Raw genomic sequence first — 24,624 nt, 5'->3', positions numbered from 1 at the left:
TACCCACAAATCTCGTAGGAGGAATCACGATGTACACAGCAGTGCAGTTCCCGGGCCTGGGCGGCTACGCACCAGGTGTTCTCAAAAGCATTTCCGCGGACAGCGCGGTCTCCGGCATGCTGCGTGAGGTGGACCAGGCCGCGCGCGAGTACGGCGTTCCACCGGTCTCTGTGCTGCTCAACGACCCTGAGGGCCCCGGAATCGAGGAGTTGGCCCGCACCCCGACCCGGTTACATCTCGCCTGTATGGCGACGGGTCTTGCTCTGTACGGTCAACTGGTGGCGCGGGACCGCCCGGGCGATGTCCTGGTCGGTCACAGTACGGGCGAGCTCACGGCCCTGGCAGCGGCCGGCAGTCTGTCGGTGTACGACGCGGCCCGCGTTGTCTGCGAGCGCGAGGTCGCGCTCGCGGAGGGGAGCTACAAGGGCGGGCTGACCGCGTTGCGGATCAGCGCCGGGCGTGCCGGGCACCTCTGCGCGGCGGTCGGCTGGACGCTGCAACCGTCCCTCTTCAACGCGCCGTTGCAGACTGTGGTCTCCGGGAATGCCGAAGAGCTGCCGCGTCTGGAGAAGGCCGCCCGGGCGCTGGGAATCCAGGCCACTCGCCTGCTCGTGGGGTATCCGCACCACCACCCCATGCTCGCCGGAGCGGCCGACCAGGTGGCGGCGGCGACCGCCACTTACCGGCTCAAGGCTCCGCGGATTCCGGTCTGGTCCCCGCTGCTGGGGCACCTGGTGCGAGATGTCGACGCTGTACGGGGAATCGTCGACCGGCATCTCACCGATTCCGTTCATTACCTCGCCGCCGTCCGTGAATTGCACGCGGAATTCGGTATCGGCACGTTCCTGGAAGCCGGGCCCCGTGCGCTTCTGACCGAGTGCGCGGCGGAATCCCTGCCTCCAGGCGTCGAATTGCTGGGGCCTCCGCCCGGTGTCACCGATGCGCGCAGGATCGTCGACGCGTTGCTGCTCTCCGGAAAGGAGCCGTCGCGGCCCGCGGCTTCCGTACCTGAAGCCCAGGTCCGGGCCCCCGAGCCTTCCCGGCCGGTCCCGGCTCCCGCGCCGGACCCGACCTCGCACCTGGCACCCGCCCGCGCGGAGGAACGGACTCCCGCACCCGCCGATGCGCCGGAGGCGCGACCGTCCTCCTCGGCGTCCTCCCCGTCGGCGCTGCCCGAGCGCGACCAGTTGCTCTCCGAGCTGCGCAAGGTGTTCGCGAGTGTCCTCGGCTACCCGGAAGAGGTCTTCACCGCGGACGCCCACCTTGAAGCCGACCTCGGCATCTCCTCGGTCAAGAAGACCGAACTCCTGGTCAGGATTCTGGACCGCTACAGCTTGCCCACCCCGCCCGCCGACCTGCGGATCAGGGAGTACAACACCCTGCCCAAGCTGGCCGATCTGCTCCTGTTGCTGGCCGACGGAGAAAAGTCGAAAGCCACGTCCGAAGGAGCGGCGGCATGACGCCCGGCGACACCGGCTCGTCCGTCGCCGTTGTCGGCATGGGCATCGTCGTCCCCCAGGCCAGCACCCCGGAGGAGTTCTGGCAGCTCCTCCACGGTGATCAGAACATCTTCGACGAGCCGGAGCATTTCTCCCTCGACAACTGGTTCTCCACCGACGTCAAGGCCGAGGACAAGTCCTACGTGCGCGCCGCCGGGTTCATCGGCGACTTCACTCCGCACCCCCGACTCGCGGCGGAGGAGCGGGAACACGGGACGCGAGGGGGCCGCACCACCCGTCTTCTGCGCCACTGTCTGTTGCAGGCTCTCGACCACGTGGTGCGCGCCGGCGACGACCGCACGGCCTGCTACGTGGGCACTCCGCCGAGCAGTCTTGAGCTCGAGGAAGCCACTCTGCTCGCCGCCGTCACCGACGCGGAGCGGGGCGCACCACGGCCGGGGGCGCTGCGCGAACGCCTGGAGCCCCGCTACCGGCACGCCCCCGCGGACCCTCGCTCGGTCTTCCCGGACGTCGTGATCCGAGCCGCCTGCGAGGGCATCCTCTCCTCGGCGGCCGAGTGCCAGGCCGTCGACACGGCCTGTTCGTCCGCCCTGTACGCCATCGACCTCGGGGTCAAGAGTCTGCTGTCGGGCGAACGGGACCTGGTGCTCTGCGGCGGCACCAACACCGGGCCCCGCCGTGACCTCGTCCTCTTCTCAAAGGCACAGGGTTTCTCCCGTAGCGGGCAGGTACGCGCCTACGACGCCGAGGCCGATGGCAGCCTCTTCTCGGACGCCGCCGCCATCGTCGCCCTCAAGCGTCTGGATCGTGCTCTCGCCGACGGAGACGAGATCCTCGGTCTTCTGGGGGGCTTCGGCGCGTCCGTGGACGGCGTCGGCAGCATCGTCGCCCCCGACCTCGAAGGACAGAAGCGTGCGGTTCGGCGTGCCCGCGCCGTCAACGCCACCCGTCCCGAAACCGTGGACTGGATCGTCGGACATGGCACGGCGACGCGCGCCGGCGACACCACCGAGCTGGAAGGGCTGGCCGAACTCGCCGGAGACAGCCCGCAGTTGATTACCTCGAACAAGTGCCTGGTCGGACATGGTGCCTGGGCCGCAGGCGCGATCTCGGTGGTTCACGCGCTGCTCGCCCTGCGCCACCAGTCCATCCCGGGCGAGCGCTACTTCAAGGAACTGCGCGAGGGTGTCAGGGCCGGGCGGCTCACCGTACCGGTGCACGACACCCCGTGGCCGCGCCGTGACGGCCGGGTCCGTACGGCCGGAGTCTGCGCCTACGGCCTGGGAGGCAGCAACGCCCATCTCCTCGTGCACGGGGCCGAGGCTCGGGAGGGACCCGTCCCGCGCGCGCTCCCGGCCGATGCCGCTCTGGACGACACGTCCACGGCGCGCGACCCCGTGGTCCTGGTGGGGTGGCACGCCCAACTGCCGGGTCACACCGGTCGTGAGGACACCATCGCGTGGTTGCGTGGCGAAGGCGCGGGCCCGCAGCCCACCTTCGGCGCGAGCTATCCTCTGCCGCCGTTCAAGCAGCTGCGGATGCCTCCCGTCACCGCGCGGAGCATCGACCGTACGCACTTGATGGCGATCGCGGCGACTTCTAAATTCGTCGAGGAGTATGGGGAGTTGTGGGCGCCCTACGGTGAGACCACGGGCGTGTTCACCGGGCACATGGGTCCCACGCGTGCCATGAGCGAGTACACGGTCAGGGTCGCCGCCGACGATCTGATCGCGGCCAGCGCCGAGGACACGGAGGGCGGTCACCAGGGCCCGGAGCGACTGTCGGCCTACGTGGACGCTCTGCGCGAGCGGCTTCCCGCGGCCAACGACGCCAGCATGCCGGGCCAGTTGCCCAATGTGATCGCCTGCCAGGTCGCCAACCGGCACCGCCTGGGAGGCATGGCGGTTGCCCTGGACGCCGGCCGCGCCTCCACCCAGGCCGCACTGCACACCGCTTCCCGGTACCTGGCCTCGGGCGAGCTGGACTTGGCCCTGGTCTTCGGGGTCAACGGCGACAGCGGCCCGATCGCCCGGGAACTCACCGGCGCCGGTGAGGAACCCATCAACGAGGGCGCCGTCCTCCTCGTACTCACGCGTCGGTCGCTGGCCGACAAGCACGGCTGGGACGTCCTCGCGCACATACGCAGTGTGTCCCGGGACGAGCGCACCGATAAGCGGATACCGGAACTTGAACCGTCCAAGGAGGCGTACGACTTCCTGGGCGCCGAAGGTGCCGTGGCGGTCCTGCGCGCGCTGTACGCCGAGGAGCCGACCCTGGCTCTGGGCAACCGGGACACCGGCCCCCGGATCGTGGTGGCACGGAGCCCCTCCACCTCCCGGCAGTCGGAGAGCGGCGCGGTGGAGAACCGCGCGGTGGTGGCCATGCGACGGCTCGACGCGGAGCCGGCCGACCCGGCCGCGCCCGCGATCCGTCCCTTCTCGCTCATCCTGACCGACAGCGCGGCTACCGCACAGGACATGGCGGATCAGGCGGGCTCCTGCGGCTCGTACATCCTCAGTACCGACCCCGGCACACTCCCGGGCGATTACGTCTCCTTCGTACCGCCGGGACGTGAACACCGAGCCGTGGAAGGGGCGCTGGCCCGCATACCGAACACCCCGCTCGATCTGCTGGTGATCGGGTCCGCCCGCCTGCCGGACAACTCCTGGCCCGCGCCGCCTCCCCCGAGGCTGTTGAGCCTCCAGGAGTGCCTCCTGATCGCCGTCCAGCGCATGACCCCGCCCCCCGACGGATCGGTGGCCGCGCTGCTGCTGGACCCGCTGCGGGGTCACACCACCCACCCGCATCTGACGCTGGTCACCGGACTGCTGCGCAGCCTGGCCCTCGAACTGCCCTGTCCGGTCCACGCCGTGGTCACCGACGCCGCCCCGGAGCCCGCGCTCGCACAGCTGGCCGCCGAGCGCACCGCTCACCGCGATCGGACCGTGGTGCAGTACCGACAGGGCGTGCGCTACGTGGAGCAGGTGTGTCCGGCGCCGCTGCCGTCAAGCCGCCGGGATGCCTCGCCGTCCCTGGACGGGAACAGTGTCGTCGTCGCCACCGGCGGCGCGCGCGGGGCCACCGCGGCCTGCCTGACCGCGCTGGCTCGCCGGGCGCGTCCCCGGGTCTGGCTTCTCGGCACCACTCCGGTGGACGAGGTCCCGGCCGATCTGCTCGACACACGCGACGATCAACTGGGCAAGGCGCGAAACACCTATCTCGCCGGCGAACTGAAGACCCACCCCGGCACCTCGGTCGCCTCTGCGAACCGGCGCTTCGACGCACTGCTGCGCGGTCGGGAGATCCACTCCACACTGCGCACGCTGCGTGAACTCTGCGGAGAGGACCAGGTCCACTACGTGGTGTGCGATGTCCGCGACGCGGCCCAGGTCGAGCGGGCGGCCAGGCAGGTGTACGACCACGAGGGCCGAGTGGACCTCCTGGTGCACGGCGCCGGAGTGATCCGTTCGGCCCCCGTCGAGGAGAAGTCCGAGGCCGACTTCCGGGCGGTACGCGACGTCAAGGTCCTCGGCTACCACCATCTGAAGCGGGCCTTCGCCGACCCGGCCCCGCGCCTGTGGTGCAACTTCGGCTCGATCAGCGGGCTCACCGGATGCGCGGGCGACACCGACTACTCACCCGCGAACGAGTATCTCGCCGCTGCCGCACGGGCCGAGCACCTGGACCGAGGGGCCGAGTTCACCGTCAACTGGGGCCTGTGGGCGCAGACAGGCATGGTCAAGCACCTCGCCGACCACCTCGCCCGCACCCTCGGGGTCACCGGCATGAGCAGCGCGGACGGGGCCGCCGCCTTCCTGTCCGAACTCAACACCCCCCATCCGCCCGAACCCGTTCCGCTGTACGGGCTCGGCGACAGCCGGCACGGCACCGGCAGCGAGGGCTGGACAGCGGCACCACTGCCTCCCGGCGGGCTCCTCGGCGAAGCCGGTGCGGGGCCCGGCCACTGGTCCTGGACCCCGGACGCACGCCGCGACAGCTATCTCGGGGAGCACCTGGTGGACGGCCGGCCCCTGCTGCCCGCCGTGATGATGCTGGAGCTGGCCGCGGAGGCCGCGCTGCGACTGCGCCCCGGCACCTCCGTCCAGGGCTTCCGGAACTTCACGATCGAAGCGCCGCTGTACGTCGAGCCCTCGGACGCCACGGCCGGCTGCCGAGTCGTATGCGCGGCAGGGACGGACGACGGGCGGGTACAGGTCGAGCTGCGCTCCGATCTGACCACCCCCGACGGTGTGGTGCTGGCACGCGATCGTAGGCACTGCTCGGTCGACGTCGTCCTCGGCACACGACAGCCGGCCCCCCACCAGCAACCCCCGCCGCCGCGCCCCGCGCTGCCGGAATGCCCTTCCGTACGGCCCGACACCTCCGTACAGCTCTCCGGTGTCTGGCGCACCCTGACCCGGCCGGGCGCGGACCCGGCCGGTGCCGACGCCCTGTGGACTCCGCGCTTGGAACCCGACGGGATCTTCGCCCGTCTCGCGATCCCGGCCCTCCTCCTGGACTCCCTCTCCCGGCTCTTCGGCTACCCGCCCCAGCCCAGCGGGGCGCAGGGCATGGGCGTGCCCCTGTCGGTCGCGGGCATCGACCTGTTCACCCGCGAGACCGATGTCGGGCTGGCCCAGGCGCACCCCGAGGGGCTTCGGCTGTGGTACACGACCGCAACGAAGCAGGCGGTGGCGGCCACCCCGGAGGGGCAGGTGCTCGTCAGCATCAGCGACCTCGTATTCGCCGTGATCGACGAGGTCGCACCCCATGAGGTCGACCATCGGGCGTGGACGCCGTGAAGCGGCGCACTCCTTCGGCGGTCCGCTCCACCCGGCACGGTGCGGGATACGCGCGGGGGTGGCTCCGCCCCGTCCGCGACTCTCGCACCCCTGACCGCGTCCGGACCGTCGCGCGCCCCGCCGTACCGCGAGCCGGGACAGGCCGCTGCCTTGATCGTCATTGCCCCGAAGCCACGTAGCGAGAGGAAAGCAATGCAGCATTTAGCAGCCGCCGAAGGCGCCTCCTCCTTCGGCAATACCGTCATCCTGCCCGTGGGTGCCGCCTTGACCATGGCCATGACCGTGCTGGCGGTGCGCGAGTGGCGACGTGGTGACGTGGCGCTCGCTCTGCTGATGGGCGCGGGCCTGCTGTCCTGCTTCGGAGAATCCGCGGCCCGCATGCTCAGCGGCCTCGACCTGTGGCCCCACGAGGAACAGCCGGTGCTGTACGAGGCGTTCGGGGTGGCCACGCCGGTGTGGGCGTTCGCCGCCGCCTCCGTGTTCGTCGGCAGCCTGCTGCACGTCCTGGGGGACGGGCTCACGGTGGCGCGGAAGCTTCTGCTGTTGCCGGTGCTCATCAGCGGGTACGGGTTCTCCTTCCTGCTGGCCTGGCCCACCGTGAGCGCCCCGCACTCCTCGATGTCGTCGGGCGGAGTCACGGTGGTGGCCACGGCGAACATCATCGCCGTCGGGATGAGTCTGCATGTACTCCACCTGGCGAGTGCTCCCGCTCCTCCGGCGGATCCGGCGGCCTTGGGCGAGGGAATGCCTCGACCGGTCGGCACCGAGGAGCCGAGGTCATGAGGCGGCGTCCCTCGGCCGTCTCTCCCGGACACGCGGTCGTTGTCGGCGGCGGGATCTCCGGGCTGTTCACGGCCCGGGTCCTCGCCGATTTCGTCAGCCGCGTCACGGTTGTCGAGCGTGACGCCCCCGACGCCGAGCGCGCCTTTCGCAGCGGCACCCCCCAGGCCCGGCATCCGCACCTCCTGCTGGCTCGCAGCCAGCGCGTGATGGAGGAGCTGTTCCCCGGCATCTGGGACGGCCTCGCCGATGTGGACGCCCCGGTCTTCGACTTCGGGTTGCGCTCCAGGATGCTGTTCGGCGAGGGATTCGCCGCGCCGATCCCTACCGGCATCATGTGCCGCTCCGTCAGCAGGCCCATGTTGGAGGCGGCCGTACGCCGCGAGGTGCTCGCGCTGCCGGGTGTCGTCCACCGGCCGGGATACGCGGTCACGGGGCTCGTGCACGACGCCGCGCGGGACTTGGTGACCGGCGTACGTGTCGCACCGCACCGGCACAGTGGCGGCGAAGGCCCTCATGTGATCGACGCCGATCTCGTGATCGACGCCGGCGGACGTGGTTCGCACCTGGCCGAGTGGATGGCGGCCTGCGGGCTGCCCCGGCCCCGTACCCGCACGGTGGACCCCCGCCTGGGCTACGCCACACGCAGGTACGCGATCCCGGACGATGTGAAGCTGGACTGGAACGTGCTGGTCGAGTTCACCCGTCCCCCCACGGCGTCTCGCGGTTGTGTGTGCCTGACCATTGAGAACCGGCAGCTCCTGTGCACCCTCCAGGGCGCCGGCGGTGACCTCCCGCCGGGCGACGAGGAGGGGTTCCTGCGGTTCGCCGACTCCCTGCGGATCGGGCTCACCGACGTCGTCAAGAACCTGCCTCCGCTGTCCCCGATCTACTGCTACCGCAACACCGTCAATGCCTGGCGCATGTACCACCGTCTGGCGCGCTGGCCTCGCGGTCTTCTTGTCGTCGGGGACGCAAACTGCGTCTTCAACCCGATCTACGGCCAGGGCATCACGGTCGCCGCCAACGAGGCACTCCTCTTGCGCGACATGCTCACCGCCCGGGGACACCGGGGGCTGCACCGCGCCCTACGGGGGCACCGGCGCCGACAGGCCCGGATCATCCGCCGGGCCTGGCTCCTGTCCACCACGATGGACCGGGGCTGGCAGCCCGGGCCGCTCCCCGCCGGTGCCAAGGTCCTGCACCGTCTGATGGACGCCTGGCTGGAATCGGCCCCCGCCTCAGCGGACATGTACCGCCGCTTCCTCGGCGTCATGCACATGGTGTCCGGGGTGAGGGTGCTCCTCGCACCCCGGGCCGTGACCCGTATCGCCGCGACGCTGATACGGGGCAGGCGGCGCCCGGTCGAACAGCCGTCCGGCCGGGCAGTCTCATGAACCGCCTGCCGCCCCCCGTCGAGCCAACGCGCGCCCGCGCCCCGCGCCGCCGTATCGGACGCCCGGCGCCGGTGACCGCATGGGCCGCACTGGGCGTCATCTGCCTCGTCGCCCAGGCATGGGTGCTCGGCCGCTGGCTGTTCGACGGCGGACTGCTGACCCTGTCGTGGAACGCCGCCGAGGACGTGTCCACCGTGCGGCGCTGGGTCTTCGTCGCCGGGCAGTGCGCGATCGTCGCAGGCGTGGGCGGATGCGCGGTGTGGATCGTGCGGGACGCACTGCGGCGGGGTGAAGTGACCGTCCACGCCGCCCTGTTCCTCGGTTACGGGACGGCCCACTGGCTCGATCCGGTCCTCAACTGGGACCGAGGCGGGTTCGCCAACAACCACGCCACCGTCCACGTCGCCGGCTGGGGACCCTATCTGCCGGGCTGGCACGGCCCCGACACCCTGCCACAGCCACTGCTCTACGCGACCGGGCTCTTCTTCCCCCTGCTCATCCTCTGGATCTGGGCCGGTGCGGGAATGGTGAGGTGGCTCCGACGGCGGCGACCGCGCTGGGGACGGGCGCGACTCGCCCTCGCGCTGCTGGCCCCGGTGGCCGTCATGGACGCCGTCGCCGAAAGCCTCCTGATCCGGACCGGCGCCTACTCCTATGCCGGAGCGGCCCCGGAGCTCTCGCTGTTCGGTGGCCACTGGTACCAGTTCCCGATCGCCGAAATGGTTCTCTCCGCCGCGCTGTTCGTCATTCCCACCGTTCTGCTGACCGGGATCGCCGACACTTCGCACCGCGGGGGCGGGCTGTTCCAGGGGGACACGTTCCGTCGGCCGGGTCTCCGGGTGGCGGTGCGTCTGCTGAGCGGCATCGGATACGCGCATCTGAGCCTGCTGCTCTGGCTGACCAGCGTCAGCCTCTTCCTCACCCACCCGACAGCGCCGCTGGACACACCCTCTTTCCTACGCGGCCACTGACCACACGCTTCCCCCGACCGATCGAGGAACATCCGTGACGCTCTCACCCAGTCCGCAACTCAGCAGTCCTGACACCGCGCGCGATACCCAGTGGTTCGCGATCGAGCACAACGTAACCGCCGGCGACACCAGCGCTGTCGGGCCCGTCTACTACGCCCGCCTCATCGACTGGCAGGGCCGCTGCCGCGAGCAAGCCGGCATGCTCGGCGCCCCCGGCTTCAGCAGCGACATCACCGGCGACTACGCCATGCTGACCCGCTCGTGCTTCTGCGAGTACATCAAGGAGCTGTGGTTCGGCGACCGCGTCACGATCCGCGTCACCGTGCCCTGGGTCCGTATGCACCTGATGAAGGGCGAGTTCACGTACCACCGTACGAGTCCGGACGGGGACGAGGAACTCGTAGCCCGTGGCGAACAGTTGTGGGCCAGCGCTCGCCGCAGCCCCGGGGGCCGATACGAGCCTTGCGCCTGGCCCCGTGAACTCGTCCAGGCAGCCGCGGACCTCGGAGCCGACATCAGCCGAGCGCAGTTCGAGGCCGAGCCCTCGCCCGAGGACTGAGTCCACGACGGCCCTGGTCGGCTGTCCGAGGCCGCCACACCGGTGAGTACCAGGGAATCCCGCCGAGCGGCAGAAGGTCCAGTCGACCGGTCAGATCACGCTGCGATTCCACGACGGAAAGATCGCGGAGACCTGGATCAACTGGGATCTGCAGGGCGCACTCGGCCAGCTCAGCCCTCCCTCAGCCACCGCGCCGTAACACCCCACCCGCACCGGTGCGCAGCCCCTCGTGCGGGCCGTTCGCTTCTCGTGGGAGGCAGACACACCGGCTCCCTCCCCTGTTGACAGGGGAGGGAGCCGGTGTGGTGTGTCGCCCGTGGATCAGGCGTGCCGGTGGGAGCGTCGGTTGCCGATGACCAGGCGGTAGAGCAGGAGCAGGAGCATGGAACCGACGATCGCGGCGATCCAGGTGGAGAGGTCGAAGAAGCCGTCGATGGAGTCGACACCGAAGATGACCTTGCCGAGCCAGCCACCGAGAAGACCACCGGCGATGCCGATGAGCATGGTGACGATGAGGCCCCCCGGGTCCTTGCCCGGCATCAGGAGCTTGGCGACGGCGCCGGCGAGCAGGCCGATAAAGATCCACGCGATGATGCCCATGGTGCTACTCCATCTCGTCACACAAAGACTGTCACCACACCGTGTGCGCCATTCGCGCCGGAACAAACATGTTTCGGCTCCCCCGGACTGAGAGAGCCTGATCGTCCGGAAACCGATACGGACGGACGCGGACGGCGCGCAGAGTCGGTTGGGGTAGCCGACCGACCCCGCGTGTGCCGTGCCGGGAAGCCGGGGACCGTCGTCAGCCGTTTTGACGTCGATGATGCGAAACTACAAAAAAGATAAAAACGGGCGAAGATCGGAGAAAGTAAGACATGAGCGACAAACAAACCATCGCCGTTCTCGGGGCCACCGGCCGACAGGGAGGCGGTCTTGTCCGGGCAATCCTCGACGACCCGGCGGCGCCCTTCGCCGTACGCGCGATCACCCGAGACGCGGATTCCGACAGAGCACAGCAGCTTGCCAACGCGGGAGCCACGGTCGCGGAAGCGGACCTGAGCGACCCGGCCGGACTACGGCAGGCTTTCGCGGGCGCCCATGGCGCCTACCTGGTCACCAACTTCTTCGCGTCCATGTCGGCCGACGTGGAAAAAGGCCAGGCCCGAGCAGCGGCGCAGGCGGCGAAGGACGCCGAAGTGCCTCACGTCATCTGGTCAACCCTGGAAGACACCCGCCCCGCCCTCGCAGGCTCCGGCGTGCCCGAGCTTCAGGGCACTTTCACGGTCCCGCACTTCGACGGCAAGGACGAGGCCAACTCCTACTTCCGGGAACTGAACGTGCCCACGACGTTCCTGCGCACCACCTTCTTTTGGGAAGCCTTCACGCAGGGCCTCGGTCCGCAGCGTGGTGAGGACGGCGACCTGGTCCTTACGCTCCCCATCGGAGAGTCACGTCTGGCAGGTATCGCGGCGGAGGACATCGGACGCACGGCCTACGGCATCTTCCGGCGAGGCGCGGAATTGATCGGCCGGACGATCAGCATCGCCGGCGGTCACTTGACAGGGCATCAGCACGCGGAGGCCTTCACCAGGGCGCTGGGTGAGCCCGTGCGCTACCGGCCGATGACGATTGAGCAGTTCCGTTCGCTGGGGCAGCCCACCAGCGACGAATTCGCCAACATGTTCCAGTACTACCGTGATGCCGAGGCCGAATTCGTCGGCGCGCGGGAACTGGACGAGGTACGCAGCCTCAACCCGCGATTGCAGTCATTCGACCAGTGGCTCGAACTCCACAAGAACTCCTTCGCCGGCCTTTAGGTGCCGCCGCGCGCGTTCAACGGGGTGACAGCGGTGGTGGTGCCGACCACGACTCCACGTCCGTTACAAAAGAGCCCTTAGACGTCGAATCCGCGTGCCCCGAGATTCTCCTCAAGGTCTCCGGGCTGCTGGAGCCCCTGCTCGAACGCCCGACTGATCCATCCACTGACCCTTGGGCCTGCCACCCGGGAGAAGAAAGCGTCGGACTGGGGCCCGAACTCCTCGTCCTCCGGGAGAGTGGTCGCGTTGACCCAGGACTTGAGTTCGGCGATCGCACCGCGGTCAGTGCCGGCGACGCGTTGGGCGAAAGCGGTGACGAACCGGTCCAACTCCGCGTCAGGAATGGACCGGTTGACGTAGCCGTAGAGTGCGGCAAGGTCGGCGTCGAAGTCGTCCGCACCAGCCAAGATCTCAAGGGCTCGTGCACGACCGACCAGACGGGGCAGCCGCGAGACCCCTCCGCCACCAGGGGCGACGCCCGTGGTCATCTCGAACTGTCCGATCGTGGCACGTTCGCGGCTCGCGAAGCGGATGTCCGTCGCAAGGACGAATTCGCTGCCGGCGCCTCGCGCTCGCCCTCGGATGGAACTGACCGTGATGACAGGCAGCTTGCTGAGCCGAATGAGGACGTCGACGAAAGCCTGTTGGCCCGTCGGAGTGGGCGGATCGCCGGCCAGCCCGGAGAGGTCGTCCGCGAGATCCCAATGCGCGCAGAAATATTCGGGATTCGCGCTCTCGAACAACAAGACCGTGAGGTCGGAGTCGCGCTCGGCCGCGTCGACAAGCTCCCTCAGGTCGAGGATGGTTTGCACACTGAAGACGTTTACCGGCGGATTACTGAAAGACGCCCGCCAGAACGAAGGAGAGGGCTTGGTGATGGTGAAGTGGCTCATGGTCGCAAACTACTTGCGCGCCTCGCGAATAGAGCTGCACAGTCTCCGTGTCTGACTGGATTTATCCGGCCGGGCTACCACAGCCCGGCAATCGGGAGGGGCAGATCGAAGCCCGTACAAGGTGGTGGGCACCTCGATCCATGTCAGCCGAATCAGCCGGAGCCGACCGACTCTACTCTTCCCGTCGCCACGTCGTAGACGAGCCCCGAGACACGCGCACTTCCCAGACGCCCGTCGGCGCGGAGCAGGGAGACGTCCCGTGCGACCGCCGCGTACGGGTCGGTGACGGGCACCGCCCCGAGGTCGCTCTCGGCGACGTCGAAGTACGGGGCGAGCAGTTCCGTGCGGTCGTGGATTCTGGTGAGACCACACTGGGTGTGTTGCATGACGATCAGTTCCCAGGAGGAATCGAAGTCGTCGTTGACGGTCCCCGCGATGGCACGGAGCATGATCAATTCCTCCAGGGTCCGGGGAGTGACCCGCCCGCCGACATTGCGGATCGCCATGATCTCTCCCTGAGCCGCCCCGAGCACCACCGCGGGATCGACACGCGCGTCGACGCAGCCAATGACGACGGTGGCGAGTTTCGGTTTCATGCGCAGAGTTCCGTCGAACGTGGACCGCGCGAATTCCTCATTCCCGCTCACCAGGGTTTCGACTGCTCCCATGGGGCCTTCTCCTTCGCGCCTTGAATTCATCCACATCCCCCCTGCCCATGTTCGCGTAACGCCTGTCCTCGTTCGACGACCAACGCGCGGCAGGCCATCCACCGCCACCGGCCGTCCACCAGCCACACCCACCGCCCGCTGCCGCGAGCACTTCCGGGCGACTCGGGCGTGTCGCCTCATTTCATACCAAAACAGCTCGTACGCTGAGGCGACGGCCCGAGCGTTCTGGCGTCGCCTACGAGGACGTCATCGAACTCGGTGCCGAGCGCGCATACGCGGCTCCCGACCGCCCTGGAGGCGAACATCTCTTCCCTCTTCCGAGTCCCCCGCAACGCGCCCCGCCTCCCCCTGGCCGGAAGTTATCCCGCGGCCGTCGCGCTGTCCCTACTCGCTCTGAGCCCCTTCCTCGTCCTTACCACCGCGCTCTCGCTCTTCGAGCCGATCCTGATGGAGAGACTGAGCGCGAGCCCTTTCCAGCTACAGCTCACCAGCGGGCTCTCGAACGCGGGCTACGCGTTCGGTGCCGTGCTGGCCGCGGAACTCTTCAAACGGCTCCAGGCCCGAAGGCTGTACATCTTCTGCGAGGCCGGCTTCGTGATCGGGTCGGTACTGGCTCTGAGCGCGCAAGAGATCGGCCTGTTCATGGCCGGAGTGATCCTCCAGGGCCTGTTCACGGGGATGCTGCTCGTCCTTGCACTGCCGCCGCTCGTCCTCGGCCACGGTGTCGAGAAGCTCGCCACCACCGCCCCGGTCATCAGCATCGGACTGTTCGGCATGGTGACCGCGGGCCCCCTCATCGGAGGACTGGTCGGCAGCTACGGCGGCTGGCGGCTGCTCTACACGTCCGTTGCCGTGCTGGCCGCGATCGGCCTGACCATCGGCGCCATGACCTTCGAGCCCAACGAACCACCCGCAAAGGGCTCTCCTCTCAGCCTGTCAGCCACCCCTCTCGCGCTGGCGGCCACCGCGCTCCCGTTCTTCGGCGTCTCCTGGCTGTCGCGGGGCGGCTTCAGTGACTGGGAGTTCATCGCGCCCGTGGCTGCCGGCGTCGCAGCCGGCGCACTGCTCCTGGCGACCCAGTACGCCCAGGCCAGACCGCTGATGCCCGTGCGACCGATCACCAACACGCTGCCCGTCACGGGAACGCTCAACGCGATGGTCGTCGGGGCTTCCTTCGTCACCCTGCTTGAGCTGACGCAGATCTACCTGCTCCAGGAGGCCCGCTACACCCCCGTCCACGTAGGGGTCCTCCTCATTCCCCAGATCGCCGGTGTCGTCGCCTCCGCACTCATCTTCCACAAGGTGATGGCCACCCGCTGGACGCCCTACATGGCACTCTCCGGCATCCTCAGCATCGTCTGCGCGGCGGCCGTTCTGCTGGCCCTGACCCCGTCGAACGCATCTGTTGTCGTCCCCATCACCGCCGCCCTCCTGGGATACGGCGCCGGCGCCGGTGTGGTCCCCGGCCTGTTCCTCGCCGGCTTCTCGATCTCCGCGATGCAGATCGGTGCGACGTTCGCCCTCGTGGAGCTGCTCCGTTCCGAAGCCGCCTTCCTGATCGGACCGGCCCTCGTGCACCTCGCCGCCATCCAGGACAGTTTCACGGACGGGTTCCGCCTCGCAGTCTCGATCATGCTGGCCTTCACGGGGGCGAGCGCGCTCGCCCTGCCGGGACTGTTCCTACTCGGAGGCGCCCGGCCGGAGGCACCGGACCTGGAAGGCTGGATGTCCGGCTCCTCGACCGGATACCACTCGCCCCGGCTGGGGAACGCAATCCGCAAGCCTCTCCCGAGTTCGTAGCACTCACACGGCCTGCGTCTCCCCGCAGTCAATGGCCCCGGACGCCTTCGCGACGTCCGGGGCCTTGCCGTCGGGGAAAGGGCGCCATGGACCGGGGCGGCCATCGCATCCGGGGAGGCGCCCGGCCGAGCAGAGCGTCTTACGCCCCGAGGGGGCCGACGCACGTGCCGTCCTCGGAGAGGTTGCCGGGTCTCTTCAGTCCCTGAGAGCCGTATCGAGGCTGGTCAGTGATGACCGCAGGCTGCTCAGCTGCTCCGGGTCCAGCGAGCCGAAGAGTCTCCGCAGGACCTCGGCGCCCGCCTCTTCCGCCGCCGCCAGCGTGGTGCTGCCCACGGCCGTCAGGGACACGGTCTTGCGGCGGCGGTCTTCGGTGTCGTCCGTGCGGGAGACCAGGCCGAGGCTTTCGAGTCCTTCCACGATCTGGGTGACGGACCGGGGGGCCTGACCGAGAGCGTTGGCGAGCTGGGCCTGGTGCAGGGTGCCGTGCGCGGCCAGGACCTGGAGGACCTTGGTGCGGGACAGGGAAAGTCCGACGGTCGCCTGCATGTGCCGGTCCACCGCTCCGCGCAGGCCGTAGGCGACGGTCAGGAAGTTCAGTCCCACCTGCTCCGGGCCGGTCCCGGCGGCGCTCAGTTCGTACTCGCTCATCGTGTCGGGTATCGTCCCACACAGCAATCATGAGGTACCTCACGACTGGAGCGAAGTGATGACCCGTCCCGTTGCCGTGATCACTGGAGCCACCTCCGGCCTGGGCCGTATCGCTGCCATCGATCTGGCCGGCCGCGGCTACCGCGTCGGCATGGTGGCCCGCTCCGGTACCAAGGCCGACGCCATGAGGAAGGAGATCGAGGCGGTGGCCGGTGACGTACCGGTGGACGTCTTCCACGCGGATCTGAGCCTGATCTCCCACGCTCGACGGGTCGGACAGGAGATCGCCGCGTTCTACCCGCGTGTGGACGTGCTGGTCAACAACGCAGGGCTGCACGCCTTCTCGCAGCGCACCACCGGCGAGGGCCTCGCGGACATGACCGCGGTCAACTATCTGGGGCCCTTCGTGCTGACCCACGCGCTCACCGAACGGCTCCGGGACTCGGCGCCGTCACGGATCGTCAACGTCGCCTCCGAGGCGGCCCGGCAGGCCAAGTCGATCGCACCCGCGGAGGACCTGCGCCATGTCGCCCCGTACACCCGCCGGGCGTCGATGGAACTCTACGGGCGGACCAAGCTGATGACGATCATGTGGACGCAGGAGCTGGCCCGCCACCTGGATCCCGCGGAGACCACGGTCAACTGCTGCGATCCCGGCTTCAACGCCACCGGCCTGGGGCGTGAGCTGCCCGGATCCAGAGTGCTGCTGCGGGCGCTCAACACACTGCGCGTCGGCGACCCGCGCAGGGGCGCGGGCATCATCGTCCGGCTCGCCACCGACCCCGCGTTCGCGCACACCAGCGGTGGCTACTTCTCCGTGCGCGACGCCAAGGCGCTGGAGTGCCCCGAACCCGGGCGCGATCCCCGCGTACAGAAGGAGCTGTGGGACCAGACCACGGCACTGCTGGCCGACCGCGCGTTCGGCTGAGACCTGAGGGCTCCGTCTCAAGGAGGAGGCCGGCCGGTACCGGGGTGCCGGCCCCGGCGCGGATCCAGCCTTGAGCAGCTCACGCCGGACACACCGGCCTCCTTCGTTTTCATCGGGCACCTTTCGGGCCCGCTTTCACACATCCTCTTTCTCCTGGTGGGAGTTACTCTTCGTGGCCACTTTCCTCTACCGGCTCGGCCGGCTCGCCTTCCGGCAGCGCCGACGCGTGTTGCTGGCGTGGGTCGCGGTGCTGATTGCAGCGGGCATCGGCATCAGCAGCGTCTCCGGCAGTACGACCGACGACTTCACCCTTCACGGCACCCAGTCACAGCAGGCCATCGACCTGCTGGAGGCGGAGTTTCCGCAGGCATCCGCCGCGGGTGCCACCGCCCGCGTGGTCATCGAGGCGCCGGACGGGAAGAAGCTGACCTCTGCCGCCCACAAGGCGGAGGTGGAGGCGCTGGTGGATGACCTGCGCGCGGCGCCTCAGGTGGCCGACGTCGCCGATCCGTTCTCCGGCGGGCTGGTCTCCGCGTCGGGCGCCATCGCCTACGCCCAGGTCACCTATGCGGTGCCGCAGGCGAAGATAACCACCGCCGCCTCTGACGCTCTGCGCGAGGTGGTGCGGAAGGGGGCGGGAGCGGGTCTGGCCGTCAGCCTCGGCGGCAACGCGGTTCTGGACGAGGGTGGGAGCAACGCCGCGGAGCTGCTCGGCCTGCTCGTCGCCGCGTTCGTACTGGTGATCACCTTCGGGTCGCTGGTCGCGGCCGGGCTGCCACTGCTGTCCGCGATCGTCGGTGTCGGAATCGCGCTGTGCGGGATCACCGTCGCCTCGTCGTTCGTCGACATGGCTTCCAACGCGCAGACGCTCTCCCTCATGCTGGGCCTGGCGGTGGCCATCGACTACGCCCTGTTCATCGTCTCCCGCTACCGCGGCGAGCTGCTGCGTGGCCACCGGCCGGAAGAGGCCGTCGGCCGGGCCCTGGGGACAGCCGGATCCGCAGTGGTGTTCGCCAGCCTGACGGTGATCATCGCGCTGGTGGGTCTGTCCGTCATCGGTATCGCGATGCTGACCACCATGGGGCTGGCCGCGGCCTTCGCCATCACCGTCGCGGTCCTCGTCGCCCTCACCCTGCTGCCCGCGCTGCTGGGCTTCACCGGTACGCGCGTGGCCAACGGGCGCCTGACCACACCCAGGATGCGCGCCGCCGAGCGCGGTCGCCGCACCACGACGGGAGTCCGCTGGGGCCGCTTCGTCACCCGCCACCCCTGGAAGATGCTCCTGGCCTCCGTCGTCGGCCTCGGCGTGCTGGCCCTCCCGGCCATGTCGCTGCGGCTGACCCTGCCGGACGACAGCATGGCCGCTCCCGGCAGCACCCAGCGCATGGCCTACGACACCCTCAGCAAGGGCTTCGGGCCGGGCTTCAACGGCCCGCTGACCGTCGTCGTCGACGCGCGCGGCAGCGACGATCCCGACGCGGCGGCGAAGGACACCACCGCGCTGCTGGAGGGGCTCGACGATGTCGCCACCGTGCGACCGCCCCTCTTCAACCAGGCCGGTGACGTCGCTCTGATCACCGCCGTTCCGGGCAGTTCCCCCACAAGTGAGGCCACCGTGGATCTGGTCTCCGACATCCGTGAACGCGGCACGGCCGCGGAGGAGGAGAGCGGCGCGCAGGTGATGGTGACCGGCCCGACCGCCCTCAACATCGACGTCTCGGCCAAGCTGGGCGAGGCGATGGTGCCCTACCTGGCCATCGTCGTCGGGCTCGCGCTGATTCTGCTGCTGCTGGTGTTCCGCTCGCTGCTGGTACCGCTCAAGGCCGCCCTCGGCTTCCTTCTCAGCGTGGTCGCCACCCTCGGTGTGCTGGTCGCCGTCTTCCAGTGGGGCTGGCTCAAGGAGGCGTTCGGCGTCGAGCAGACCGCGCCGATCGTCAGTCTGCTGCCGATTCTGCTGATCGGCGTCGTCTTCGGCCTGGCCATGGACTACGAGGTCTTCCTCGTCTCCGGCATGCGCGAGGCGTACGTCCACGGCGCCTCGCCCACCGAAGCGATCGTCACCGGATTCCGGAACGGGGCTCGGGTGGTCACCGCCGCGGCCGTCATCATGATCTCGGTGTTCGCCGGATTCCTCCTCGATGACGTCGCCCTGGTGAAGTCGATCGGCATGGGGCTCGCCGTCGCGGTCCTCTTCGACGCGTTCGTGGTCCGTATGACCATCGTCCCTGCGGTCATGACCCTGCTCGGCGACCGGGCCTGGTCGCTTCCCGCCTGGCTGGACCGGGTCCTCCCCAACGTGGATGTGGAGGGCGCGAAGCTGCGCCACCTCCTCGACGACCGAGACCGGGCCGCGGGACTCACCGGCCAGGCCCCGGGCGTGCCCGCCCACACAGACCACCCGACTGCGCCCGTCGGCTGAACGTCCGGAAGCCCCGTCCGTCGGCCTCACGCCCCGGAGCCGACGGGCGGCCCTCTCTCTCCGGACCGACCCGGACCCGCCGCGTACGCCGACCGCGTCGTCGCGGCGGCTCAACTCGTCCTGTGGCTTGAGGCGTTCCGGGTCGGTGGCCAACTTCAGCACGCCACCCGAACGCTCCGCCGACACCTCGCATCTTCGCGTACGACGTCGGCCTGGCCCGCCCCAACCGATCCCGCACAGGGCCGGACGCCAACCGCATGCCCGCACTCCCTTCACCACCCAACACCTCACCAGGAGCCACCGCCCCCATGCCCAACCACCCTCGCCGCGCCCACACCGTGGCCCACTCCACAGCGGCAGCGGCATGAGCACCCTCGCGCAAGAGGTCGGGGTCGCCGCTACCAGCATCGCCGTCGCGGCCGTCGCCCACCGGTACCTCTACCTGCGGCTCGTCAAGAACGTCACCGCCTCCCCCAGGCTGCGCCGTAGCGGACAGATCGCGGCGGTGGCGCTGACCGCCCTGGTCCCCGCCGGTGTACTCGCGGCCCAGTACGCCGACCCCACACGCGTCGCGTGGCTCGTCCGGCCCGTGTTCGCGTGGGTCGCGTGCGCCGCCTACCTCCTGCTCGTCCTCGCCGTCCTCGAGATTCCGACCTATCTCACAGCACGCTCGCTGCGACGGCGCGCCCCCGGTCACACCTCGGACCCTGCCGGTCCCGCCCCACGCTCCGACCCGTCGACGATGGCCGGCCGCCGCCTCGTACTCGCCCGCTCGGTCGCCCTGCTGGCCACGGCGACCGCTCCCGCCATCGCCGGCTACGGCTTCCACCGGGGCCTTGGACCACCCGACATCAAGAGAGTGCGCATACGGCTGCGCCGACTCCACCCGTCTCTCGACGGCATGCGCATCACCATGGTCAGCGACCTGCACCTCGGCCCGTTCTTCGGCCGCGACCACACCGCCCGCAACGTACGTCTGATCAACAGCACCGCGCCGGACATCGTCGCGATCGTGGGCGACCTCTCCGACGGCAGCGCCGAGGACCTCGCAGGACACGCGGAACCGCTGGCGCGACTCGCCTCCACCCACGGCACGTACTTCGTCACCGGCAACCACGACTACCGCTACGACGTCAACGCCTGGATCGACACCCTCACCGACTTCGGCATCACCACCCTGCGCAACACCCGCACCCTGATCACGCACCGGGGCGGAGCCATCGACCTGGCGGGCGTGACCGACGTCGAAGGCGGACGCCACCACGACACCCCCGACTACGACCAGGCCCTCGCCGACCGCGACCCCTCCCATCCCGTCGTTCTCCTCGCCCACCAGCCCGTCCAGGTACACGAAGCGGCCCGACACGGCGTGGATCTCCAGCTCTCCGGACACACCCACGGCGGGGGTTTCTTCCCCGGAAACCTGCTCGTCCCCCTGACACAGCCGGTCACCGCCGGGCCGGCCACCTTCGACACCACCCAGCTCTACGTCTCGCGCGGGGTCGGGGCCTCCCTCCCGCCGATCCGAGTCGGAGCCCCTCCGGACATCACGGTGATCGAACTGCGCGACGCCCGGTGAGCACACGTCACGGCAGGGAGGGGGCGACGGTCGGTCGTCCCTGACCAAGATCGATTGTCAGTGGCAGGTGAGACGATCAGTACATCGAGCCGGGAAAAAGGGGGAGCTTTCCATGTCCGCAACGCAGAACTACATCAACCACGTCGCCCTGGTGCTGGACGCCAGTTCGTCCATGTCACACCTGAGCGACAAGGTCATCGAGGTCGCCGACCAGCAGATCGCCTATCTGGCCCGCCGGTCGAAGGAGCTGGACCAGGAGACCCGCGTCACGGTGTACGTCTTCGCGAACAAGGTGGAGTGCGTCGTCTACGACAAGGACGTGCTGCGGATGCCGTCCCTCAAGCAGCTCTACCGGGTGGGCGGTATGACGGCTCTGCTCGCGGCCACGCTGAAGTCGCAGAACGAGCTGGCGCAGACCGCTCAACTCTACGGGGACCACAGCTTCTTGACGTTCGTGCTGACCGACGGTCAGGAGAACGCGAGCCACCGCGGCCCCGACGCTCCGGCCACGGATCCGCGCCAACTGGTCAAGGCGGTGGCCAACCTGACGCGGACGCAGTCGGACAACTGGACGCTGGCCGTCCTCGTACCGGACCAGATGGGCAAGCGCGAGGCCATGCAGTGCGGCTTCCCCAAGGACAACATCGCCATCTGGGACGCCACGAGCACGCAGGGTCTGGAGGAGGCCGGGCAGGTCATTCAGCAGGCGACCGAGAACTTCATGGTGGGCCGCGCGAAGGGCATCCGCGGGTCCCGGGCCGTGTTCTCCACGGGTGCCGACGCCGTCAACAAGGACACGATAGAGGCGGCCGGCCTCACCCCGGTCGAACCGTCCGATTACCAGCTGATTCCGGTCGCCCGCGAAGCGGGAATCCGCGAGTGGGTCAGCGAATGCGGACACACCTACCGCACCGGCTGCGCGTTCTACCAGCTCAGCAAGGTGGAGAAGGTCCAGGCACAGAAGCAGATCGCGGTGCTGGAGAAGAAGACCGACCGTGTCTACACGGGACCGGAAGCCCGGACTCTGCTGGGCCTGCCCGACACCGAGGTCCGCGTCAAGCCCGACCACAACGACGACTTCACCATCTTCGTCCAGAGCACCAGCGTGAACCGCAAGCTGGTCCCCCACACCCGACTGCTGCTCATGATCTGACGCCCGTTCTCCGGGAAAGCCCCGCGGGCCGAGCCGGCGGGGCTTTCCGGCGGTCGCCGGTCCGTCAGGCCGCACGGAGCGTGAAGGTGCCTTCCGGGTCCGGCCCGGCACACGGGCGGAAGCCCTCGGAGAGCCGGTCGAGGAGGGATCGCAGCCACCGGAGGTCGTCGGGCGAGGCGTGGCGCAGGCGCATGCGCCGGGCCCGCAGCGGGGCGATCCGCAGCTGAGTGAGGTTGCCCGTGCCGGGCTCGATCGAGAGGAGGTAGAGGAGCCGCAGGTCGCCGCGGTACTGCTCGTAGCCGGTGATTCCCTCGTAGTCGTTGATGAGGTCGCCACAGCCGTGGAGGACGAGTTTGCCGCGGTAGACCTCCAGGGGGCGGGGGTGGTGCGAGGAGTGGCCGTGTACGACGTCCGCTCCGGCGTCGATCAGGGCGTGGGCGGAGGCGACTTGGTCCCGGGGTGTGCGATAGCCCCAGTTGGAGCCCCAGTGGACCGAGATCACCGCGATGTCGCCGGGACGCTTCATCCGCCGTACGCGGTCGGCCACTTCGGTCGCGGCGGGGTCCGAGGGACCGGCCACGAAGCCGACACCGGGGCGCGACCCGGTCGCGGCCCAGGACCGCGGCACTCCGCTGGAAGGCATGCCGAAGGAGAAGACCAGGAGCCGCCGCCCACCGTCGAGGGGGACGATGGCCGGGCGGCTCGCCCCGGCGGCGTCCGGGCCGGCACCGGCCGTACGCAGGCCCGCGCCGGCCAAGGAGTCGAGTGTCTCCAGGAGACCACGGCGGCCGAAGTCCAGGACGTGGTTGTTGGCCAGTACGCAGACGTCCGGGCGGGCGGCCCGCAAACAGGGGAGGTTGGCGGGGTGCATCCGGTAGTGGATGTCCTTGCCGGGGGCGAACGAGTCGCCGCGCGTGACGCTGGTCTCCAGATTGATCACGCGGGCGTCGGGCGCGGCTGCCTCAAGGACGTCGAGCGAGTCCCCCCAGGGCCAGGAGAAGTCGACCGGCCGGGGAATGGGGTCGTTCGCCTCCTCCGCCAGACGCACGTACTGCCGGGCGTCCCGTACGTATTCCTCGCGGAGTTCCGGGTCGCCGGGGTGCGGCAGGATCTGGTCCACACCGCGGCCGAGCATGACATCGCCGCAGACGAACAATGTGATCAAGCCGGTCCTCCGTTCTGCCGTGTGTGTTGTGTGTCGTGTGTTGTCGTGTGCGTCGCGTCTTTGAGATGTCCGAGAAGCGACCGACGTTTCCAACTCCGTTGTCGCGCCGAGGGCCGCCCCGGCTCGGTCGGAGGCAGCGGCGCATCCACCCAGGTTGCGAAACGCCTCGATCAGAGCTACTCCGAAGGTAGGGACGTCGATGTTGTCTCCCCCCAGAGAGGGGTGAACGCTGTGCTGTTCACCGACCGTGTGGACGCCGGACGACGTCTCGCCGAGGGCGTGAAGCGCCTGCGGGTGGAGAAGCCCGTCGTCCTCGGCCTGCCCCGGGGCGGCGTGCCGGTGGCCCACGAGGTGGCGCGGGCACTCGGCGCCCCGCTCGATGTGATCGTGGTACGCAAACTGGGGGTCCCTCGCCACCCCGAGCTGGGGTTCGGGGCGATCGGGGAGGGCGGCGTACGAGTCGTGAGTGACGACATCGTGCGCCGCAGCGGGGTCCGGCAGGCAGATCTGACGGCGGTCGAGCAGACGGAGGAACAGGAGCTGCTGCGACGGGCGCGGCGCTACCGCGAAGGGCGGCCTCGGGTGCCCGTCGACGGCCGGACGGTGATCGTGGTGGACGACGGAGTCGCGACCGGGGCGACGGCGGCCACCGCGTGCCAGGTCGCACGGGCGCAGGGCGCGACCCGCGTGGTGCTGGCCGTGCCGGTGGCTCCGCGGGACGTGGCCGAAAGGGTGCGCGGGGCGGCGGACGACGTGGTGTGCCTGTCCAGCCCCGACCTGTTCAGCGCGGTCGGCGAGTGGTACCAGGACTTCTCGCAGACCACGGACGAGGAAGTGGTCACACACCTGACCGAAGCGGCGGCGGCCCGGTCCGCACCGGTCACCTCCGAGGTCGAGGTGGACGCGGACGGCGTCCGGCTCGCCGGAGACCTCTCCCTGCCGGCGGGAGCGACAGCGGTGGTGATGTTCGCCCACGGCTCCGGCAGCAGTCGGCACAGCCCGCGCAACCGGTCGGTGGCGGCGGCCCTGCGCGATGTCGGCCTGGGCACGCTGCTTTTCGACTTGCTCACTCCGGCCGAGGAGACCGACCGCGCGAACGTCTTCGCCATCGACACCCTGGCCCGGAGGCTGGCGGGCGCCACCCGCTGGCTCCAGGAGCGTGAGTCCCTGCCGATCGGCTACTTCGGGGCGAGCACAGGTGCGGCAGCCGCGCTCCAGGCGTCCACGGACGAGGAGACCTCGGTCGGCGCCGTGGTGTCACGAGGCGGGCGGCCCGATCTCGCCCCACACGGCCTCGGCGACGTACGAGCGCCGACCCTGCTGATCGTCGGCGGGCACGACACGCAGGTGATCGACCTCAACCGCGCCGCCCAGAGAGAGCTGCGCTGCGAGAACCGCATCGAAATTGTCCCGGGGGCGACGCACCTCTTCGAGGAGCCCGGAGCGCTCGGCCAAGTCGCCGACCTGGCCGCGGCGTGGTTCATCCGGCACCTGACGCAAGGGGGCACGCCGCCGGTCGGCTGAGCTGTGCCCGTGATCTGCGCGCGCCCCAACGGCCGGCCAGGGCCGGCCGTTGGGGCTGTCG

18 protein-coding genes are annotated in these 24,624 nt (G+C 69.6%); 13 read left to right on the top strand and 5 right to left on the bottom strand.

Annotated elements, in window-relative coordinates:
- Positions 1-29 precede the first annotated feature (29 nt).
- The 6 genes from ACFWU9_RS21960 to ACFWU9_RS21935 all read left to right on the top strand — a co-directional run bounded on the left by ACFWU9_RS21960 (position 30) and on the right by ACFWU9_RS21935 (position 9,969).
- Positions 30-1,460, top strand: coding sequence for an acyltransferase domain-containing protein (locus ACFWU9_RS21960; RefSeq protein WP_384320876.1), 1,431 nt, complete (start codon positions 30-32; stop codon positions 1,458-1,460).
- The gene (locus ACFWU9_RS21955) at positions 1,457-6,262 is read left to right on the top strand and encodes an SDR family NAD(P)-dependent oxidoreductase (RefSeq protein ID WP_384320874.1); all 4,806 of its coding nucleotides are present in this window, start codon (positions 1,457-1,459) and stop codon (positions 6,260-6,262) included. The genes ACFWU9_RS21960 and ACFWU9_RS21955 overlap by 4 nt, the downstream gene beginning before the upstream one ends.
- Positions 6,263-6,454: 192 nt before the next feature.
- Positions 6,455-7,045, top strand: a complete 591-nt coding sequence (locus tag ACFWU9_RS21950) for a hypothetical protein (protein ID WP_384320872.1) — start codon at positions 6,455-6,457, stop codon at positions 7,043-7,045.
- Positions 7,042-8,439, top strand: coding sequence for an NAD(P)/FAD-dependent oxidoreductase (locus tag ACFWU9_RS21945; protein ID WP_384320870.1), 1,398 nt, complete (start codon positions 7,042-7,044; stop codon positions 8,437-8,439). The genes ACFWU9_RS21950 and ACFWU9_RS21945 overlap by 4 nt, the downstream gene beginning before the upstream one ends.
- A gap of 71 nt (positions 8,440-8,510) precedes the next feature.
- Positions 8,511-9,410 (top strand): spirocyclase AveC family protein, encoded by a 900-nt coding sequence (locus tag ACFWU9_RS21940; RefSeq protein ID WP_384320868.1) that lies wholly within the window; start codon positions 8,511-8,513, stop codon positions 9,408-9,410.
- 34 nt (positions 9,411-9,444) lie between these two features.
- Positions 9,445-9,969 (top strand): acyl-CoA thioesterase, encoded by a 525-nt coding sequence (locus ACFWU9_RS21935; protein WP_384320866.1) that lies wholly within the window; start codon positions 9,445-9,447, stop codon positions 9,967-9,969.
- Between the two features lie 321 nt (positions 9,970-10,290).
- On the opposite strand, the gene ACFWU9_RS21930 is transcribed toward ACFWU9_RS21935, so the two are convergent.
- Positions 10,291-10,569 carry a GlsB/YeaQ/YmgE family stress response membrane protein gene (locus ACFWU9_RS21930; RefSeq protein WP_384320864.1) on the bottom strand — a complete coding sequence of 93 codons (279 nt, stop codon included), beginning with the start codon at positions 10,567-10,569 and terminating at the stop codon, positions 10,291-10,293.
- Between the two features lie 275 nt (positions 10,570-10,844).
- Here ACFWU9_RS21930 and ACFWU9_RS21925 point away from each other — a divergent pair, with 275 nt between their 5' ends.
- Positions 10,845-11,786, top strand: a complete 942-nt coding sequence (locus ACFWU9_RS21925; RefSeq protein WP_384320863.1) for an NmrA/HSCARG family protein — start codon at positions 10,845-10,847, stop codon at positions 11,784-11,786.
- A 77-nt stretch (positions 11,787-11,863) separates the two neighbouring features.
- Here ACFWU9_RS21925 and ACFWU9_RS21920 read toward each other — a convergent pair whose 3' ends face one another.
- Both ACFWU9_RS21920 and ACFWU9_RS21915 read right to left on the bottom strand, forming a co-directional pair.
- Positions 11,864-12,679: an enoyl-CoA hydratase/isomerase family protein gene (locus ACFWU9_RS21920; protein WP_384320861.1), complete on the bottom strand. Its 816-nt coding sequence runs from the start codon at positions 12,677-12,679 to the stop codon at positions 11,864-11,866.
- A gap of 152 nt (positions 12,680-12,831) precedes the next feature.
- Positions 12,832-13,347 carry a carbonic anhydrase gene (locus tag ACFWU9_RS21915; RefSeq protein WP_384320859.1) on the bottom strand — a complete coding sequence of 172 codons (516 nt, stop codon included), beginning with the start codon at positions 13,345-13,347 and terminating at the stop codon, positions 12,832-12,834.
- 258 nt (positions 13,348-13,605) lie between these two features.
- On the opposite strand from ACFWU9_RS21915, the gene ACFWU9_RS21910 reads away from it, so the two are divergent.
- Entirely contained in the window at positions 13,606-15,147 is a 1,542-nt protein-coding gene (locus ACFWU9_RS21910) for an MFS transporter (RefSeq protein ID WP_384320857.1), read from the top strand.
- Between the two features lie 195 nt (positions 15,148-15,342).
- Here the strand turns inward: ACFWU9_RS21910 and ACFWU9_RS21905 are convergent, their stop codons facing one another.
- The gene (locus ACFWU9_RS21905) at positions 15,343-15,795 is read right to left on the bottom strand and encodes a MarR family winged helix-turn-helix transcriptional regulator (protein ID WP_384320855.1); all 453 of its coding nucleotides are present in this window, start codon (positions 15,793-15,795) and stop codon (positions 15,343-15,345) included.
- 58 nt (positions 15,796-15,853) lie between these two features.
- Between ACFWU9_RS21905 and ACFWU9_RS21900 the strand changes: the two genes are divergently transcribed.
- The 4 genes from ACFWU9_RS21900 (at position 15,854) to ACFWU9_RS21885 (ending at position 21,874) form a co-directional block, all read left to right on the top strand.
- Positions 15,854-16,723: an SDR family NAD(P)-dependent oxidoreductase gene (locus ACFWU9_RS21900; RefSeq protein WP_384320853.1), complete on the top strand. Its 870-nt coding sequence runs from the start codon at positions 15,854-15,856 to the stop codon at positions 16,721-16,723.
- A 172-nt stretch (positions 16,724-16,895) separates the two neighbouring features.
- Positions 16,896-19,142 (top strand): MMPL family transporter, encoded by a 2,247-nt coding sequence (locus ACFWU9_RS21895; RefSeq protein WP_384320851.1) that lies wholly within the window; start codon positions 16,896-16,898, stop codon positions 19,140-19,142.
- 364 nt (positions 19,143-19,506) lie between these two features.
- Positions 19,507-20,721, top strand: a complete 1,215-nt coding sequence (locus tag ACFWU9_RS21890; protein WP_384320849.1) for a metallophosphoesterase — start codon at positions 19,507-19,509, stop codon at positions 20,719-20,721.
- A gap of 112 nt (positions 20,722-20,833) precedes the next feature.
- Positions 20,834-21,874, top strand: a complete 1,041-nt coding sequence (locus tag ACFWU9_RS21885; protein ID WP_384320847.1) for a vWA domain-containing protein — start codon at positions 20,834-20,836, stop codon at positions 21,872-21,874.
- 64 nt (positions 21,875-21,938) lie between these two features.
- Here ACFWU9_RS21885 and ACFWU9_RS21880 read toward each other — a convergent pair whose 3' ends face one another.
- Positions 21,939-23,036: a CapA family protein gene (locus tag ACFWU9_RS21880; protein ID WP_384321051.1), complete on the bottom strand. Its 1,098-nt coding sequence runs from the start codon at positions 23,034-23,036 to the stop codon at positions 21,939-21,941.
- A gap of 234 nt (positions 23,037-23,270) precedes the next feature.
- Between ACFWU9_RS21880 and ACFWU9_RS21875 the strand changes: the two genes are divergently transcribed.
- Positions 23,271-24,563, top strand: a complete 1,293-nt coding sequence (locus ACFWU9_RS21875) for a phosphoribosyltransferase family protein (protein ID WP_384321049.1) — start codon at positions 23,271-23,273, stop codon at positions 24,561-24,563.
- Positions 24,564-24,624: the final 61 nt, after the last annotated feature.

Origin of the sequence: Streptomyces sp. NPDC058653 (assembly GCF_042716895.1) — a bacterium.
Classification (GTDB): domain Bacteria; phylum Actinomycetota; class Actinomycetes; order Streptomycetales; family Streptomycetaceae; genus Streptomyces.
Note: the sequence above shows the minus strand (reverse complement) of the source record. Positions and strands in the feature narration are given on the sequence as shown.